Below are 16836 nucleotides of genomic sequence, written 5' to 3' on the forward strand. Positions count from 1 at the left end.
GGAGCTGATGGCCCGCCGGGGGCTCGCCGGCGGGGCCCGGCCCGCCGGCATCCCCCGGCGGGCACCGGGCACCCGGGTGCCGCTCTCTCCGATGCAGGAGGGTATGTGGTTCCTCGACCGGCTCCAGCCGGGCAACCCGGCGTACGTGCTCAACCAGGCGGTCCGGATCACCGGCCGGTTGGATCTCGCCGCGTTGCAGTCCGCGCTGGACGAGGTCGTCGCCGCGCACGACGCGCTGCGCACAACGTTCGTGGAGCGCGACGGGGAGGTGGAGCAGGTCGTCCTGCCCGCCGCCGACCCGTCCGCCCGGTGCGTACTCGCCGTGGAGGACCTGACCGCGGTGGCACCCGCCGGCCGTGAGGCGGCGGTCGCCGTCGCCGTCCACCGGGAGAGCGAAACCCCCTTCGACCTGAGCCGGGCACCCCTGGTCCGGGTCCGGGTGGGCCGGCTGGCCGCCGACGAGCACCTGTTGGTGGTCAGCCTGCACCACATCGTCGCCGACGAGCAGTCCGTCGGCATCGTGCTCACCGGCCTTCTCGACGGTCACCACCGCCGTCTCTCCGGGGTGGCCGCGCCGCCGGCTCCTCCGGCCGCGCAGTTCCCGGACTACGTGCTGTGGCAACAGGACCGGTCGGCCGGGACCGCCGCCGACGAACTGCGGAGGTTCTGGGCCGACCGACTGGCCGGCTCCTCCGGTCTGCTCGACCTCCCGACCGACCGGCCGCGACCGGCCGTGCAGACCTTCCCCGGCCGCACCCACGGCTTCGACATAGGCGATGATTTGGTCGCGTCACTCGACGCCCTGGGGCGGCGGACCGGCTGCACCCGCTTCATGATTCTGCTTGCCGGCCTCCAGGTGCTGCTGGCCCGCCTCGGCGACACCGACGATGTGTGTGTGGCCTCCCCGGTGACGTTGCGCGCCGACGTCGAACAGCAGCGGATGGTCGGCCTGCTGGTGAACAGTCTGCCGTTGCGCACCGACCTCTCCGGGGACCCGACCCTGACCGAGGCGCTGACCCGGGTCCGGGCCACCTGCGTGGAATCCCTGGCCCACGCCGCGTTGCCCTTCGAACGGATCGTCGAGACCGTCCGGCTGCCCCGCGACGCCAGCCGCAACCCGCTCTTCCAGGTGATGCTGGTCCTGAACCAGGCCGGCGTCGCCGGTCCACGGGCCGGTCTCGCCGTCCGCCCGGTGCCGGTCCGCCGGGAGACCTCCCGCCTGGACCTCACCGTGGCGGTGCACGAGTCCCCGGCCGGACTCGGCGGCCTGGTCGACTACAACACCGACCTCTTCGACCAGGTGACCATCGACCGGTTCGTCGACCGGTTCCGCTCCGTGCTGTCGGCGCTGGCTGCCCGGTCGCACGTCCGCCTTTCCACGGTGGAGCTGACCGGTCCCGCCGAGCGGCACGACCTGGCCGCCTGGAACGCCACTGACCGGGCGTACCCGGACGGGGTGGGGCTGCACGATCTGGTCGGCGCGCGGGCGGCGGCCGACCCGGACGCGCCCGCGCTGCTGGACATCAGCCCGGAGGGGCCGGCCCGGCCGGTGCTGACCTACGGCCAACTGGACGCCGGCGCCGACCGGCTCGCCGCCCACCTGCGCCGCGTCGGCGTCGGCCCCGACCAGCCGGTCGGGCTCGCGCTGGCCGCCGGCCGCGCCGCCGTCACCGGCCTGCTGGCGATCCTCAAGGCCGGCGCCGGATACCTGCCACTGGACCCCACCCACCCGCCGGCCCGGCTGCGCGCCTTGCTCGCCGCCGCGGGCACCGCGGTCTGCCTCACCGACTCCGACCTCGCCGCCACCCTGGCCGGTGCGCCGGACGAGGGCGGCGACCGGCCGTACGCCGGCAGACTCCTCGCCGTCGACGCCGACGGCCAACGGGTCGACGCCGGTGGGGCCGGGGACCCGTCCCCGGTGGAACCCCGGCCGGTCCACCCGGACCAACTCGCCTACGTCATCCACACCTCCGGCTCCACCGGCACGCCCAAGGGGGTGATGGTCAGCCACCGCACCGCCGTCAACCTGGCGCTGGCGTTCGCCGACCTGCACGGCATCGCCCCCGGTGACCGGCTGCTCATGCTGCCCCCGCTGAGCTTCGACGCCTCCGTCGGCGACATCCTTCCGGCGCTGGTCAGCGGGGCCACGCTCGTGGTGCACCGGCAGCCGGCCGCGATCACCGGGGCGGGCCTGACCGCGCTGTGCCGGGAGCACGGCCTCACCCTGGTCGACACCGCCGCGCCGCTCTGGGCACGCTGGGTCGGTGACCTCGCAGCCCGGACCGGCGTGGTCGACGTCGGCCCGCTTCGCGCCATGATGGTCGGCGGGGAGGCCGTCGACCTGGAGACCGTCCGCCGCTGGGCCGGGCTCACCGCCGGCCGGGTCACCCTGCACAACCACTACGGGCCGACCGAGGCGACCGTCTGCGCCACCACGTACGCCACCGTGGACGCCGGTGAACTGCCCGGCCTGACCCGGTTGCCGATCGGCCGACCGGTGCCGAACGTGCGGGTGCACGTCCTCGACGCCCACCAGCGGCCGGTGCCGATCGGGCTGGGCGGCGAGGTGTACGTCGGCGGCACCGCCCCCGCCCGGGGCTACCTCGGCAACCCCGCCGAGACCGCCGCCCGGTTCGTGCCCGACCCGTACGGCCCACCCGGGGCGCGGCTCTACCGCACCGGTGACCTGGCCCGGCACCGCGCCGACGGCACCCTCGAATTCCTCGGCCGCACCGACCAGCAGGTCAAGATCCGGGGCCACCGGATCGAGATCGGCGAGGTCGAGGCGGCCTGCGCCACCCTGCCCGGGGTACGCCGTACCGCCGTCGTCGTCGACCACGCCCCGGCCGGCCCCCGGCTCGTCGCCTACCTGGTCGGCGACGACACCACCCCGGACGGGCCGGCGGCGCGGATCGCGTTGCGCCGCCGGATGCCGGAACACCTCGTGCCCGCCTCCTTCGTCCGGGTGCCCGACCTGCCCACCAACCGGCACGGCAAGCTCGACCTGGCCGCCCTGCCCCTGCCCGGCGAGACCGGCCGGCCGGCGCACGAAGCACCGGCCACCCCGACCGAGAAGACACTCGCCGACATCTGGGCCGAGCTGCTCGACACCGGCCCGGTCGGGCGGCACGACAACTTCTTCGACCTAGGCGGACACTCGCTGCTCGCGGCGACCGTGGCGACCCGGATCCAGGCCGCGCTCGGGGTGGAGTTGCCACTGCGGGAAGTCTTCTCCACCGCCGACCTGGCCGGTCTCGCCGCCGTCCTCGACGGCGGCGCTCCCACGTCGCGCAGCGGCGGTGACCTGCTCCGCGCCGAGGCCCGTCTTCCCGAGGACCTGTCCGTACCCCCCGGGACGCCGGTCTCGCCGCCCCGCACGGTGCTCTGCACCGGGGCGACCGGCTTCCTCGGGGCGTATCTGCTTGCCGACTGGCTCGCCGCGAGCACCGCCACCATGCACTGCCTGGTCCGCGCCGACACACCGGTCGCCGCCATCAACCGGGTCCGCGCCAACCTCCACCGGTACGGACTCTGGCGACCGGAGTACGCCGACCGCGTTGTCGGTGTCCCCGGTGACCTCGGGGCACCCCGCCTCGGCCTGACCGGTGTGGCCTTCGCCGAGCTGGGCGAACGGCTGGACGCGATCGTGCACAACGGAGGCGTGGTCAACTTTGTCCAGCCATACCCGGTGCTGCGTCCGGCCAACGTCGGCGGCACCCGGGAGGTGCTCCGGTTGGCCACCGCCGGCGGCCCGAGCGCGGTGCACTTCGTCTCCACCCTCGGGGTGTTCGTCACCCCGTCCCGCACCGGCACCCTGGTCCGCGAGGGCGACGTCCCGGACGAATGCGACGGCCTCCACGACGGCTACAACGCCAGCAAGTGGGTGGCCGACGCGCTGGTCCGCGCCGCCCGGGAACGGGGACTGCCGGTCAGCGTGCACCGCCCGGCCCGGATCACCGGCGACGCCGGCAGCGGCGTCGGCAACACCGACGACTTCTTCAGCCGGCTGCTGAAAACCTGCGTGCAGCTCGGTGCCGTACCGGAGATCGACGACCCGGCCGATCTCGCGCCGGTCGACTACGTCGGGACCGGCATCGGGCACCTGACCCGGACCGGTTCCACCGGAGACCACCACTACTACAACAACCGGACCATCTCGTACCCCGCCCTGGCCGCCGCGCTCGCCAGCTTCGGCTACCCGGTGACGGTGGTGGCGTACCCCCGTTGGCGGGCGGCCCTGCTGGACCGCCCGGACGCCGCGCTGGCCCATTTCGCCCCGCTCCTCGGCGCGGACACCCCGGTCCGGACGCAGCCGGACTTCGACTGCGCCGGCACCGAGGCGGTGCTCGCGGCGGCCGGGGTCACCTGCCCGGCAGCCGACGAGCGGATGGTGCACACCTACCTGGCGGCGTTCGTGGCCGCCGGCTTTCTCGACCCACCGCCCGGGCGGCCCCGTGGATGACCGTGCGACACCCACCGCCCGGTGGGCGGCGATCTGGTTCGGGCAGCTCGTGTCGCTCGTCGGATCGAGCCTCACCGGGTTCGTCCTCGGTGTCTGGGTCTACCAGCGCACCGGCTCGGTCACCCAGTTCGCGTTGATCTTCCTCGCCGCGACGCTGCCGGCGGTGCTGTTCGCGCCCGTCGCCGGCGCGCTCGCGGACCGCCGGGACCGCCGCCGTTTGATGGTGGCCGCCGACACCGTCGCCGCCGCTGGCACGGCGGCGCTCGCCGCGCTGGTTGCCGCCGACGCCCTCGCGGTCTGGCACATCTACCTCGCCACCGCGGTGAGCGCCGCCGCGTCCACCGTGCACCAGGTCGCCTACCAGGCGATGACCCCGGCGTTGGTCGGCAAGCGTCACCTGGGCCGGTTCAACGGGTTGATGCAGATCTCCCGGGCCGTGCAGATCGCCGCCCCGCTGATCGCCGGGGTGCTGGTGGTGACCATCGGGATCGGCGGGGTCATGGCGATCGACCTGGGCACCTTCGTGGTCGCGGCCTCGACTCTGCTGCTGGTCCGGCTCCCCGCCGAGGTGGCCCGCCCCGCCCGATCCGGTCCCGCCGAGGCGGTGCTGCGGGGAGCCACCGCCGGGTGGCGGTACCTGCGGCAACGGCGCGGCCTGCTCCAGCTCATGATGGTTTTTGGCGTGTACAACTTCCTCTTCGGACTCGCCGGGGTGCTGGTCCAGCCGCTGATCCTGTCGTTCACCACGGCGGACACCCTCGGTGTGCTGATGTTCGCCGGGGGCGCCGGTCTCTTCGCCGGCAGCCTCGTGATGGGAGCGTGGGGCGGGCCGACCCGCCGGGTCACCGCTGTCTGCGGTGGACTCGCCGCCGGGGGAGTGGCCCTCGTCCTGCACGCCGCGTCCCCCTCCGCCTGGCTGATCGGCGTGGTCGCCCCGCTGTTCCTCTTCACCCTGCCGATCGTGAACAGCTCCACCATGACCCTGATCCAGACCAAGACCGAACCGGCGCTGCTGGGCCGGGTGCTGGCCACCGCCCGGGTGATCGGTGACGCCAGCGTGCCGCTGGCGTACGTGCTGGCCGGGCCGGTCGCCGACGGCGTCTTCGAGCCGCTGCTGCGTCCCGGCGGGGCGCTCGCCGACTCGGTGGGCCGGGTGGTCGGCACCGGGGACGGCCGGGGGATCGCGCTGCTCTTCGCGGTCACCGGGGTGGCGATGGTGCTCCTCGCCGCGCTCGCCTGGACCCGGCCGGCGCTGCGCTGCGCCGACGCCCTGCCCGACGCCCTGCCCGACGACACTCCGGACCCCGAGACCGCCCCGGCCGACAGTCGACCAGCCACGTGAAGGAGCCCCCGCCATGCCGGTGCCGCTGACTCCGGAGGAGGAACAGCAGTTCCTCACCTCCGACGCCGCCCCCGCCGCGTACCTCGACCTGCTCGACGCGGTCTCCTTCCGCAGCGCCGGAGCGGCGTTGCGCCTGGGGGTCTTCGAGGCGCTGGCCGACGGCCCGCTGCCGGTCGACCAGCTCGCCGCGCGTACCGGCACCGACCCGCTCGGCCTGCGCATCCTCCTCGACGCGCTGGCTGGCTACGGCTACCTAACCCGTGCCGACGGCCGGTACGCCAACAGCGCCAACACCGCGCGCTGGCTGCTGCGTGCCGCCCCGGACAGCTTCGCGCCGGTGCTCTCCTTCTGGTCGGCGCTTCTCATCGGCTGGTGGCACGACCTGGAGGCGTCGATCCGCTCCGGCGCACCGACCGGCGACTTCTACGCCTGGCTGGAGACGCAACCGCAGACCCTCGCGGACTTCCAGACCATGCTGCGTCGCCTCGCCGACCGGCTCGGTGCGGAGATCGTCGAGCAGGTACCGGTACCGGCCGACGCGCGCAGCCTGCTCGACATCGGCGGCGGGCACGCGAGCTACCCGGTGGCCTTCCTCACCGCGAACCCGCGGTTGCGGGCGACCGTCGTGGACCTGGCCGGCGCGCTGGCCCAGGGTGCGGAGACCGTCGCCGCCGCCGGGCTTACCGACCGGGTCACCCTGCGCGCGGGCGACCTCTTCGAGGTCGACTACGGCACCGGCCACGACCTGGTGCTGCTCTTCAACATTGTGTACGGCTACCAGCCGGCCGCGACGCTGACCCTGCTGCGCCGGGTCGCCGCCGCGCTGCGACCCGGTGGGCGGGTGGCCCTGCTCGAACCGCTCGCGGAGGTGCCCGAGCGGCCAGCCGGACCGGGCGAGGCGTTCGTCCGGATGTTCAGCCTGAACCTCTTCCACACCCAGGGCGGTCGGGCCTACGCCCGTGACGAACTCGTCGGCCTGCTGCACGAGGCCGGCTTCACCGAGGTACGCCAGCAGGTGCTCGGTGGCTCGGAGAGCGACCACCTGGTGACCGCGGTCCGGGCGGGCTGATGGCCGCCCCGCACCAGGTGGCGCTCGGCGGCGGCTGGGGCCTGTGGCAGTGGTTCTGCGTCCGCGCGGCCGGTTTCCCCGCCGACCTCGTGGAGTCCCTGGTCGACCCGGAGCTGGCCGGGTTGGCCGACGCGGCGAACGGCGGCGCTCCCGCGGAGGACTACCTCGCCCGGTTCCGGGTCGCCGAGCGGGCCCTCGCGCGGGCACTGCACCGGGTGGCCGCCGACCCGCGGGTCCGCGAGGCGGTCGCCTGGCAGAACCCGGCCGCGCTGGACAACGGGTTCGACACGCTGCTGCGACGTGACCCGCGGACGGTCTCCCGCACCGGTCGGCACCGCCGGATCGAGGCCCTGGTCACCAGCTACCTGCACCGGTACTGCCTGAAGAACGACACGATCGGCTTCTTCGGGCCGCTGCGGTGGGGGCGGATCGACCCGGCGCAGGTGGAGCCCGTCCGCCTCGTGCACGACGGCACCGGCGGCGACCGCACCCTCTACCTGGAGGGCTGGGCCCTCGCGGCACTCGGTCGGGCGCTCGCCCCGCCGCTGCGTCCGTGGCTGGTTCCCCGGCTGCTGCCCCTGCTCGACGCCGACGGGGAGGACCTGCGTGTCCCGCTGGCCGAGCCGGTGTTTCTGGATCCGGTCGACGCCGCCGTGCTGCGGGCGCTGCGACCCGACCGGACCGCACGGGAGGTGGTCGACGTGGTCCGCGCCGACCCGGCGGCCCGCACCACCGACCCGGAGCGGATCCGCGCCGCCCTGGACCGGCTGTACGTCGACCGCCGGATCGAGTGGACCCTGGAGGCACCCCCGGACGACCTGCACCCGGCCGCCACCATGCGGGCCGTCGTGGACCGGGTCGACGATCCCGCCGTACGCGGACCCGCCCGCGCCGCCCTCGACCGGCTCACCGCCGCGGCGGCGGGGGTGGCGGCGGCCCGGGGGGACGCGACGGCGGTCCGCGACGCCCTGTCCACCCTGGACGCGACCTTCACCGACCTGACCGGCGAGGCCCCGGTCCGCGCGGCTGGTCAGCTGTACGCCGGTCGTACCCTGGTCTTCGAGGAGTGCCGGGAGCCGGACACGATCACGATCGGTCCGGCGGCGCTGGACGCGCTCCGCGCTCCGCTGGCTCTGCTGCTGGACAGTGCCCGGTGGTACACGGCGGCCGGTGCGGCCCTCTACCGGCGGGCGCTTCGGACCCTCTTCGACCAGCTCGCCACCCGGCGGCCGGGTGGGCCGGTGCCGCTGGCGGAGCTGTGGCTGGCCGCCCGGGGAGTGCTCATCGACGACCCGGAGCCGGTGGTGCGACCGCTGACCCGCGCCCTGGCCGCCCGCTGGGAACGGCTGCTCGCCGTCGACGACGGCGAGCGCCGGGTGTGGCGGGACGCCGCCGGTCTGCGGGCCGGCGTCGCCGCCGCGTTCCCCGCCGGCCCGCCGGGCTGGCCGGCGGCGGCCCAGCACAGCCCGGACCTGATGATCGCCGCGCCGGACCTGGCCGCCGTGGTCGCCGGGAACGTCGACTGGGTCCTCGGGGAGCTGCACCCCGGATACCACACGATGCGGTACGCCAGCTGGGTGGAGTGCCACCCCGCGCCGGACGAGTTGGCCCGGGCGATGGCGGCGGACCTGTCGGCCGGCACGGTCCGGCTGGCGTCCACGGGCGCGCAGGGCGGCAGCGCGACCCGGTTGTCCCCGAGACTGCACGCCCCCGCGGATCGTCGTCTGGTCTTCGCCCCCGACACCTGCGGCCATGACCCGGAGCACGACCTGGTGGTCGGTGGCTGCGAGGTGCTCGACAGCGACGGCCGGCTCGTCGTCCGGCGGCGCCGCGACGGCGTGTGCCACGACCTGCTGGAGGTGCTGGCGGACCTGGTGGCGGCCAACCTGATGCCGCACTTCCGGCTCCTCTCCCCGGCTGCGCACCGGCCCCGGTTGACCATCGGCAGGCTCGTGGTGAGCCGTGAGTCGTGGACCCTGCCCGCCGGCGCCATCGACTTCGCCGCCGACCCCGACGAGGCCCGCCGGTTCCGCCGCGCCCGGGCCTGGGCGGGCCGGCACGGGCTGCCCCGGCACGTCTTCGTCCGGTGCACCGGGGAGAAGAAGCCGGTCTATGTCGACCTGGCCGGCCTCGCCTCGGTGGAGGTGCTCTCCCGCGCCGCGCGACGGGCGGCGCGGACCGCCGGGGCAGACGCCCGGGTCACCGTCACCGAGATGCTGCCCGCCCCCGACCAGCTCTGGTTCACCAGCCCGGACGGTCAGCGGCGCAGTGCCGAACTGCGCTTCGTCGCCTCGCCGGGGTGACCCACCGTCGATCCCCGGCGATCAGGACCGGTCATCGCACCCGGACCCGGCATCCTCGTCGAGGTGCCACGTCCTCGCCACGGTCGCGACCCGGCCCGCGCCGCGTCCGTGCGCTGCCTGCCGTGCGGCGAACCCATCGACGTGCACGAGTCTTCGCTCGTCGGCCCACCACTCGACACAGAGACCACTGGCCATGTCGAGGCGTCGAAGGGTGGGATGGCGGTCCAGCAGTCGCTCCCGGTGGGCGTCGGCGTCGGGCGGCGTCTCGGTGGACCGGAGATGCTGACGGTGGGCGTGGTGCAGCAGGGCGTCGCACTCGATGAAGAGTCCAGCGACGGAAAGGCGGGGACGGCGGTGTTCAGGTGGCCGAACCACACCGTGCCGTCGGGACGCGGGAAGCCGTAGCGGCAACCGTCCGGATCGGTGTCCGAGATGGCGAAGTCGAACCTGATCTGTTTCTCGTCGTGGTCGACGTCGAACACGGGCTCGAAGACGATCTCGCTCTCGCGGGAACGCGCTGCGGTACGTCAGCCCGGAGTACCGACGCTGGAGGTGTCGCAGCGCGGCCAACGCCTGTTCGTCGCTGTGTCCGAACGTCGCCTTCATGGCCGCCCGGCAACGGTCGTCGTCGGGCCGGTGCCGACCGGCATCACGCGGGCGTTCTCGGCCAGAAAGGCCCGTGCCCGGCCGCGGAGCGGAGCCGCTGCCTCGAGGACGTGTGCCATCCGTGCATCATCCCCGAACCCGCTGCCGGGGCTTCGAGCGACACCTCACCAGGCTGACGTTCGAGCGCGTACGCGCCGGCGGCTTCGCGGAGGTGACCGACACCGTCTCGCACGTCGCCGGAGGACCCGCGCGTACGTGACAACCAATCACAAGGTTGCGCTTTGTCGCATTTGGGCATAGTTCGAGGACTGTTGGTGTGGTGAGTTGTTGGCTCTGGTGTGGATGTTTGGGAAGTGGAGCGTCTGGGTGAGGGTCTGGCCGAGTTCACCGGTGAGGTGTTCGGGTCGTTGACTCGTGCTGGGTGGCAGGACCGGGCTGGGCAGTATGTGCGTGGGTCGATGGTGGATGGGCGGCGTAAGTCGATCCAGCCGATGGCGGGGCATCTGCCGGGTGTGCATGATCAGGCGTTGAACCATTTTGTGACGAACAGTCCGTGGGACGTGGTGCCGGTGCGGCGGCGGCTGGCGGTGCGGATGGATGAGGCGATCGGGCCGGCGGCGTGGGCTCTGGATGACACGGGTTGGCTCAAGTGCGGTAGGGCGTCGCCGGGTGTGGCTCGGCAGTACACCGGTACGGCGGGCAAGGTCACCAACTGTCAGATCGGGGTGAGTCTGAACCGGGTCACCGATGTCGCGTCGTGTCCGGTCGACTGGCGGTTGTTCCTGCCGGAGTCGTGGGATCCCGCCTCGCCGGCCGCTGCGGCTGATGTCGATGCGCGGCGTGTGCGATCGCAGATCCCTGGCGAGGTCGGGCATCGGGAGAAGCGGCGTCTCGGGTTGGACATGATCGACGAGGTGATCGGGTGGGGGCTGACGCCGCCGGTGATCGTGGCGGACGCCGGGTACGGCGACAGCGGCGAGTTCCGCCACGGCCCGATTGGGCGTGGCTTGTCCTATGTGGTGCAGATGGCCACCACGATCGGCGTTTAACGGCAGGAAGCGGCACGGACCGCGCCACCGGCAGCGTGGACAGGCCGGCGACCGACACTGCGATACCGCAACCCCGCGACCTCGGTCAAGGATCTGGTCCTGTGCCACGGCGCTGCCGCGGCCCAGCCGGTGTACTGGCGTGACGGCTCCCGTAACCGCGCCGGCCGGCCCGTGAGGATGCGCTCCCGGTTCGTGTTCCTACGGGTCCGCCCAGCCGGACGGGTCCTACTCGCCGCACACCGCGACCAGGACCTACCCGAAGCGTGGCTGATCGCCGAATGGCCACCCGAGCGCGACGAACCCACCAAGTACTGGCTGTCGAACCTGCCCGCCACCACGCCGAAACGCACCCTCATCCGATGGGCGAAACTCCGCTGGCGCATCGAACACGACTACCGCGAACTGAAAACCGGACTCGGCCTCGACCACTACGAGGGCCGCACCTGGCAAGGCTGGCACCACCACGTCACCCTCGTATCCGCCGCCCACGCCTTCTGCACCCTGCAACGCCTCGACCCAAAAGCCCCCGCGCCGGCCTGACCCTCTACGCCCTACTGGTGAGCTGGCGTTCTACCGCTGCTGGGCGCCGGGCCCGGTCACACTCGCCCAACTGGTCCGCGTGGCCGGAATCAGATGGATCGTGGAAGAGAGTTTCCAGACCGGAAAGGGACAGGTTGGGCTTGACCAGCACCAGGTCCGCCGCTGGACGTCCTGGCACCGGTTCACCACCCTCGCCCTGGCAGCCCTCGCGGTCCTCGCGATCTGCGCCGCCGCCGCCCGATCAGCAGACCGTCCCGCTCAACCCGACATGATCGACCTGACCGTCAACGAAATCCGCCGCCTGATCAACGTCCTACTGATCCGGCCGACGCGCAGCATCGCCTACCACCTGCGCTGGTCACGATGGCGACGCCACCACCAGGCACGAGCCAGACGAGCCCACTACGCCCGGCGACTCACCCTCGAACTCCAGCCATGATCACGAATGGCGGCTGCCGTACTATGCCCTCGCACAGACCGCCGGGGCGTTCGTCGCGGCCCTGATCATTCGCTGGAACTACAGCGAGGTGCTGCAGCGGTTTGACCCGGGCTTGACCAGCAAGAGTCAGGGCGTCTTCTCGACTCTGCCGGGTGCTGGCATGACTGAGTGGGGCGCCCTGCGTGACCAGATCATTGGCACGGCGATCCTGCTGTTTGTGATCTTTGCCGTAACCGACGCCCGCAACTCTTTGCCCGGTGCCAACCTTGCCCCGCTGATCGTCGGCCTGATCGTGGTCGCGATTGGCATGGCGTTCGCCGTCAACGCCGGCTACGCGATCAACCCGGCCCGTGACTTCGGCCCCCGCCTCGCGTCCTTCCTCACCGGGTACGAGACGGCCTTCCTGGACCCGAGTGGATATCCGTACTTTTGGGTGCCCATCATCGGGCCGCTAGTGCCGTGACCACGAACGTTCACGGTGTTGGTTGACACGCCGTCTGGCCTGCCGGCCGGGCGGCGTCGTGGCGGTCAGGCTGTGGCGGTGGCAGAACTCGTTCGCGTGCGGCGGCTCAGTGATCAGGAGGGTCAGCAGCTGCTGAGGATCACTCGTAGAGGTACCGGCTCGCCGATCCGGTTGCGGCGGTCGATGGTCGTGCTCGCTTCGGCTGGTGGGAACACGGTGCCGGCGATCGCCCGCTTGGTCCAAGCCGATGAGGACACGATCCGGCAGGTCATCCACCGGTTCAACGAGATGGGGATGGCCAGCCTGGACCCTCAGTGGGCGGGTGGCCGTCCCCGCCAGATCAGTCCTGACGAAGAGCAGTTCATCGTCGAGACGGCCAACACCCGCCCCGAGAAGCTGGGGCGGCCGTTCACCCGGTGGAGCATCCGCAAACTCGCCGACCACCTGCGCCTGCACGCGACCCGCCGTGTGCGGATAGGGCGGGAACGGCTACGGCAGATCCTGCAGCGGCATCGGATCACCTTCCAGCGGACCAAGACGTGGAAGGAGTCCACCGACCCACACCGCGATGCCAAGCTCGCCCGGATCGAGTACGTCAGCAGCAGCTTCCCGCAGCGGGTGTTCGCCTTCGACGAGTTCGGGCCCCTGGCCATCCGCCCGCAGGCCGGCACTGGATGGGCGCCCGCGAGCGTCCGCACCGGCTGCCCGCGAACTACCACAAGCTGCACGGGGTCCGGCAGTTCCACGGCTGCTACAGCCTCGGTGATGACCAACTCTGGGGCGTCGTGCGCCGTCGTAAGAGCGCCGCGAACACCCTCGCCGCGCTCACATCGATCCGCGCCGCCCGACCGGATGGGGCACCCATCTACGTCATCCTGGACAACCTGTCCGCGCACAAGAGCCGCGAGATCCGCACGTGGGCGGCACGGAACAAAGTTGAGCTCTGCTTCACCCCGACCTACGCCTCCTGGGCCAACCCCATCGAGGCCCAGTTCGGACCGCTGCGCACCTTCGTCATCGCCGGCTCGAACCACCCCAACCACCCCGCGCTGACCCGGCGACTGCAGGCCTACCTACGCTGGCGCAACGCCAACGCCCGCCACCCCGACGTCCTGGCCGCCCAACGCCGAGAACGCGCCCGCATCCGCAGCGAACGACAACGACGCTGGGGCCAGCCAGCTACCCGAGCAGCCTGACCCCAACACCGCAAACGTTCGTGGTCACAGCACTAGGCGGTGTCTTCAAAGGATCTTGGTGTCGGATGATGTAGCGCGTGGGTCGTCGCTACGAGTTGTCTGACGTCGAGTGGGAAGCGCTGTCGAGGTACCTGCCGTCGGCGGTGACGGGTGGTCGGCCTCGGGTCGATGACCGGAGGGTGCTCAACGGGATCGTGTGGAAGATCCGAGCCGGGGCGGCGTGGCGGGACGTGCCCGCCCGCTACGGATCCTGGCAATCGATCTACACCCGTTTCCGCAGGTGGGCCCTGGACGGGACATTCGAGCGGATGCTGTCCGGGGTCCAGGTCGACGCGGACGCTGCCGGTGACATCGACTGGCTGGTCTCGGTCGACTCGACCATCGTGCGAGCCCACCAGCACGCCGCCGGCGCTAAAGGGGGCGGCGAGAAACGGACGAACCACAAGATCACGCCCTCGGTCGATCTCGAGGTGGACTGACCACCAAGATTCACCTCGCCTGCGACGGCCTGGGCCGAACCCTGGCGTTCGTGCTCTCCGGCGGCAACGTCAACGACTGCACCCGCTTCACCCAGGTCCTCGCCGACATCCGTGTCGAGCGGCCGGGTCCCGGCCGGCCCCGCGTGCGCCCGGACCACGTCATCGCCGACAAGACATCCCACGCAATTTGGTGTCAAGCTGCGGTGGGTAGCTGTTGTGGTTGGGGTGGGGTGAAGGCGGTTGTCTCCTGGTAGAGCTGTCGGGTTTGCAGGCAGTGGTGAAGGCAGCCAAGGAGCCGGTTGGACAGGTGGCGCAGGGCGGCGGTGTGGCCGTCGCCGGCGGTTCGTCGGCGTTGGTAGTGAGCGTGGGCGCCGGGGGAGGCGGTGAGGGCGGAGAAGGCCCAGAGATGGCTGGCGTGGGCGAGGCGCTGGTTTTTCACTCGTCGGTGCATGACGATCAGGCTCTTGCCGGAGGCGCGGGTGATCGGGGCGGAACCGGCATACGATTTCAGTGCTCGTGTATCAGCGAAGCGGGATCGGTCATCTCCGATTTCGGCGAGTACCCGGGCGCCGATGAGTCGACCGAGGCCTGCGAAGCTGGTGATGATCTCGGCGTCCGGGTGTTGATCAAAAGACTGTTCTGCGGCCGTGGCCAGTTCTTCGGCGTTGAGGCAGGCGGTGTCCAACGCGCGCAGTAGGGCTAGTAGTGCTTTGTTAGGTCGGGACGAGTTGGTGGCAGAGAGGGCAGAGTCCGAGCCAGGTCGCGAGTAGGTATTGCAGTTCGCGGAGGATGGCGTAGAGGCTCAGGCCTGCCCTGCTGCTTTTGGGTGTGTCAGCCTCAGTTGGGTGAGGAACAGTTGGGCGGCTGCGGTGAGGGTGACGTGGCGGTGCCAGCCGATCCAGGATCGTCCTTCGAAGTGGTCGAGGCCGAGGGCGGTTTTGAGTTCGCGGTAGTCGTGTTCGATGCGCCAGCGGCTTTTGGCCAGGCGGACCAGTTCGGCAAGGGGCGTGTCGGTGGGTAGGTTGGACAGCCAGTAGTCGCTGGGTTCGTCCTGGCTGGGAGGCCATTGCACGAGCAGCCAGCATTCGGGCAGGACGCCGTCGTCGCCGCGGTGGGGGCCGCGTTGGATGGCCCGGCCGGCGGGACGCACCCGCAGGGCGAAGAAGTGCCCGGACAGGTCACCGGCGGGCCGGTCCGGGGTGCGTTCGGGTGTGGGTAGCCGGTCGCGCCAGCGCACCAGACGCGCCGCGTCGGCGCCGTGGGTGAGGGCGAGGTTTTTCAGGGTGCGGGCTGGCTGGGGGTAGCGCGGTGTGGGATGCGGGCCGGCTCCGGCGTAGGGCACCTGCACGGGTTGGGCGTGGCCGGGTTGCGCGGTGGTCGACGACGTGGTCGCCACGATGTAGGGAATGCCGCGTTCGGTCAGGCCCTGACGGAACTCGGCGACCTGCCCGTAGCCGGCGTCGGCGGTCAGCAGCGGTGGACACAGTCCCCACTCGGCCAACTCGTCGAGCATTTCCAGGGCCATCAGCCACTTCGGCCGGTACCGCTCGGTGTCGGGGGCCTTGGATGCCGCCCGCCGACGGCGGATCTGCGCGATCTGCTCGACGGGTGGCAGCCGCACCCGCGAGTGGGGTTTCTTCGCCCCGGCCTGATCGCGGGTGACGGGCTGCTGGCGCAGCCTGCGGGCGTGCGGGTTCGCGGGCTTGCCGTCCGGGCCGGGCACGCAGCCCTCGTCCCAGGACTCCGGCAGGAACAACCGCCAGTTCAGCACCGCCGATGCCGTGTCGGTCGCCGCGTGAACACTGACGGCGATCTGGCAGTTGGCGACCTTGCCCAGGGTGCCGGAATACTGCCGGGCCACACACGCCGAAGCCTTGCCGTCCTTCGGGAATCCGGTGTCGTCGACCACCCACACCTGCGGCGTCACCACGTCGACCGCAGCGGTGGCCATCCGCCGTCGCACACCGCCGACGTCCCACGTGGACGAGGTTAGGAACTGCTGCAACTGCTGGTGATCAACGCCGAGCCGCTGCGCCATCGGCTGCATCGACTTGCGCCGACCATCCAGCATCAGCCCACGCAGATACCGCAGACCCGTCGCCCGCTGATCCGACCGCGGCAACCCCGCGAACACCCCTGCGGCGAAGTCCTCCAACTGCCCCCGCACCCGGGCGAGTTCCCGTTCATCCACCGGCGCAGCCAAACACCGCCACGGTGCTCATATAAGCGACACGCCACAACGACCTAACAAAGCACTATTAGGGCTACAGCTCCAAAGCCATCCGCGTCGACCTACGCCGACGCGGCATCGGGCACACCATCCCAGAACGCGCCGACCAGCAGGCCAACCGCCGCCGACGAGGCAGCCGAGGCGGCCGGCCACCAGCGTTCGACAAGCAGCTCTACAAACGGCGCAACGTCGTCGAACGCTGCTTCAATCGGCTCAAGCAGTGCCGCAGCCTCGCGACGCGCTACGACAAGACAGCGACCTCATACCGGGCCACCGTCACCATCGCCGCGCTACTCCAATGGTTGTGAACCTTTGAAGACACGGCCTAGCGGTCGGTCTCCATTGCGGCTGCTTGCCGTGTTCCCATCGCCAAACGGTTGTGCGGTCCCTTCACCGGCCCGTAGCGGTCGGTCTCCATTGCGGCGTCGAGTGGCTGATGGGCCTACCCGCCGGATGGGTTACTCCTTCACCGGCCCGTAGCGGCCGGTCTCCATTGCGGCCGTCATAGTGCTACCCGGCTCGCCGGTGTGAGAGCGGCCCTTCATCGGCCCGTAGCGGTCGGTCTCCATTGCGGCCAGGCGAGTCCGAGCGCTGGCACGAGTGCGGCGGTCAGCCTTCATCGGCCCTTAGCGGTCGGTCTCCATTGCGGCATGGGGCG

General features: G+C 71.7%; 8 protein-coding genes and 7 pseudogenes. 12 read left to right on the forward strand and 3 right to left on the reverse strand.

All coding sequences use genetic code 11. From position 1 onward, the window contains the following. The first annotated feature begins 7 nt into the window (after window positions 1-7). The 5 genes from SALPAC3_RS0123550 (at window position 8) to SALPAC3_RS26175 (ending at window position 9581) form a co-directional block, all read left to right on the forward strand. Entirely contained in the window at window positions 8-4462 is a 4455-nt protein-coding gene (locus SALPAC3_RS0123550; protein ID WP_050563754.1) for a non-ribosomal peptide synthetase, read from the forward strand. Further along, entirely contained in the window at window positions 4455-5804 is a 1350-nt protein-coding gene (locus tag SALPAC3_RS0123555) for an MFS transporter (protein ID WP_018223632.1), read from the forward strand. The genes SALPAC3_RS0123550 and SALPAC3_RS0123555 overlap by 8 nt, the downstream gene beginning before the upstream one ends. A 13-nt stretch (window positions 5805-5817) precedes the next feature. Then, window positions 5818-6873 (forward strand): methyltransferase, encoded by a 1056-nt coding sequence (locus SALPAC3_RS0123560; protein WP_018223633.1) that lies wholly within the window; start codon window positions 5818-5820, stop codon window positions 6871-6873. After that, a complete protein-coding gene (locus SALPAC3_RS0123565; RefSeq protein WP_018223634.1) occupies window positions 6873-9176 on the forward strand; it encodes a lantibiotic dehydratase in 2304 nt (767 codons plus the stop codon). The genes SALPAC3_RS0123560 and SALPAC3_RS0123565 overlap by 1 nt, the downstream gene beginning before the upstream one ends. Before the next feature lie 63 nt (window positions 9177-9239). Then, on the forward strand, window positions 9240-9581 hold the full coding sequence (locus SALPAC3_RS26175; protein ID WP_232430539.1) for a hypothetical protein: 342 nt from the start codon (window positions 9240-9242) through the stop codon (window positions 9579-9581). Window positions 9582-9778: 197 nt separating this feature from the next. Here the strand turns inward: SALPAC3_RS26175 and SALPAC3_RS29110 are convergent, their stop codons facing one another. Further along, window positions 9779-9901: a hypothetical protein gene (locus SALPAC3_RS29110; RefSeq protein WP_018223636.1), complete on the reverse strand. Its 123-nt coding sequence runs from the start codon at window positions 9899-9901 to the stop codon at window positions 9779-9781. A 2-nt stretch (window positions 9902-9903) separates the two neighbouring features. Between SALPAC3_RS29110 and SALPAC3_RS28090 the strand changes: the two genes are divergently transcribed. The 6 genes and pseudogenes from SALPAC3_RS28090 to SALPAC3_RS0123600 form a co-directional block, all read left to right on the forward strand. Further along, window positions 9904-10041, forward strand: coding sequence for a hypothetical protein (locus SALPAC3_RS28090; RefSeq protein WP_155244132.1), 138 nt, complete (start codon window positions 9904-9906; stop codon window positions 10039-10041). A 79-nt stretch (window positions 10042-10120) separates the two neighbouring features. Further along, a pseudogene (locus tag SALPAC3_RS26180) lies at window positions 10121-11371 on the forward strand (IS701 family transposase). A 13-nt stretch (window positions 11372-11384) separates the two neighbouring features. Beyond that, a pseudogene (locus SALPAC3_RS0123585) lies at window positions 11385-11810 on the forward strand (IS701 family transposase); the annotation flags it as partial. 22 nt (window positions 11811-11832) lie between these two features. Then, window positions 11833-12267: pseudogene (locus SALPAC3_RS26185) on the forward strand (MIP/aquaporin family protein); the annotation flags it as partial. An 84-nt stretch (window positions 12268-12351) separates the two neighbouring features. Next, a pseudogene (locus tag SALPAC3_RS26190) lies at window positions 12352-13469 on the forward strand (IS630 family transposase). A 77-nt stretch (window positions 13470-13546) separates the two neighbouring features. Next, a pseudogene (locus SALPAC3_RS0123600) lies at window positions 13547-14121 on the forward strand (IS5 family transposase); the annotation flags it as partial. A gap of 20 nt (window positions 14122-14141) precedes the next feature. Here the strand turns inward: SALPAC3_RS0123600 and SALPAC3_RS0123605 are convergent. Continuing rightward, window positions 14142-14654: pseudogene (locus SALPAC3_RS0123605) on the reverse strand (transposase); the annotation flags it as partial. 96 nt (window positions 14655-14750) lie between these two features. Continuing rightward, window positions 14751-16139 carry an IS701 family transposase gene (locus SALPAC3_RS0123610; RefSeq protein WP_018223643.1) on the reverse strand — a complete coding sequence of 463 codons (1389 nt, stop codon included), beginning with the start codon at window positions 16137-16139 and terminating at the stop codon, window positions 14751-14753. A 71-nt stretch (window positions 16140-16210) separates the two neighbouring features. Between SALPAC3_RS0123610 and SALPAC3_RS27570 the strand changes: the two are divergent. Beyond that, window positions 16211-16486 (forward strand): annotated as a pseudogene (locus tag SALPAC3_RS27570) (IS5/IS1182 family transposase); the annotation flags it as partial. Window positions 16487-16836: the final 350 nt, after the last annotated feature.

It is taken from the genome of Salinispora pacifica DSM 45544 (assembly GCF_000378845.1).
GTDB lineage: Bacteria > Actinomycetota > Actinomycetes > Mycobacteriales > Micromonosporaceae > Micromonospora > Micromonospora pacifica.

Bases quoted from the DNA above. Each gene is read 5' to 3' on its own strand.
- SALPAC3_RS0123550 (WP_050563754.1), top strand. From the start codon at position 8: ATGGCCCGCCGGGGGCTCGCCGGCGGGGCCCGGCCCGCCGGCATCCCC.
- SALPAC3_RS0123560 (WP_018223633.1), top strand. From the start codon at position 5,818: ATGCCGGTGCCGCTGACTCCGGAGGAGGAACAGCAGTTCCTCACCTCC.
- SALPAC3_RS0123565 (WP_018223634.1), top strand. From the start codon at position 6,873: ATGGCCGCCCCGCACCAGGTGGCGCTCGGCGGCGGCTGGGGCCTGTGG.
- SALPAC3_RS29110 (WP_018223636.1), bottom strand. From the start codon at position 9,901: ATGGCACACGTCCTCGAGGCAGCGGCTCCGCTCCGCGGCCGGGCACGG.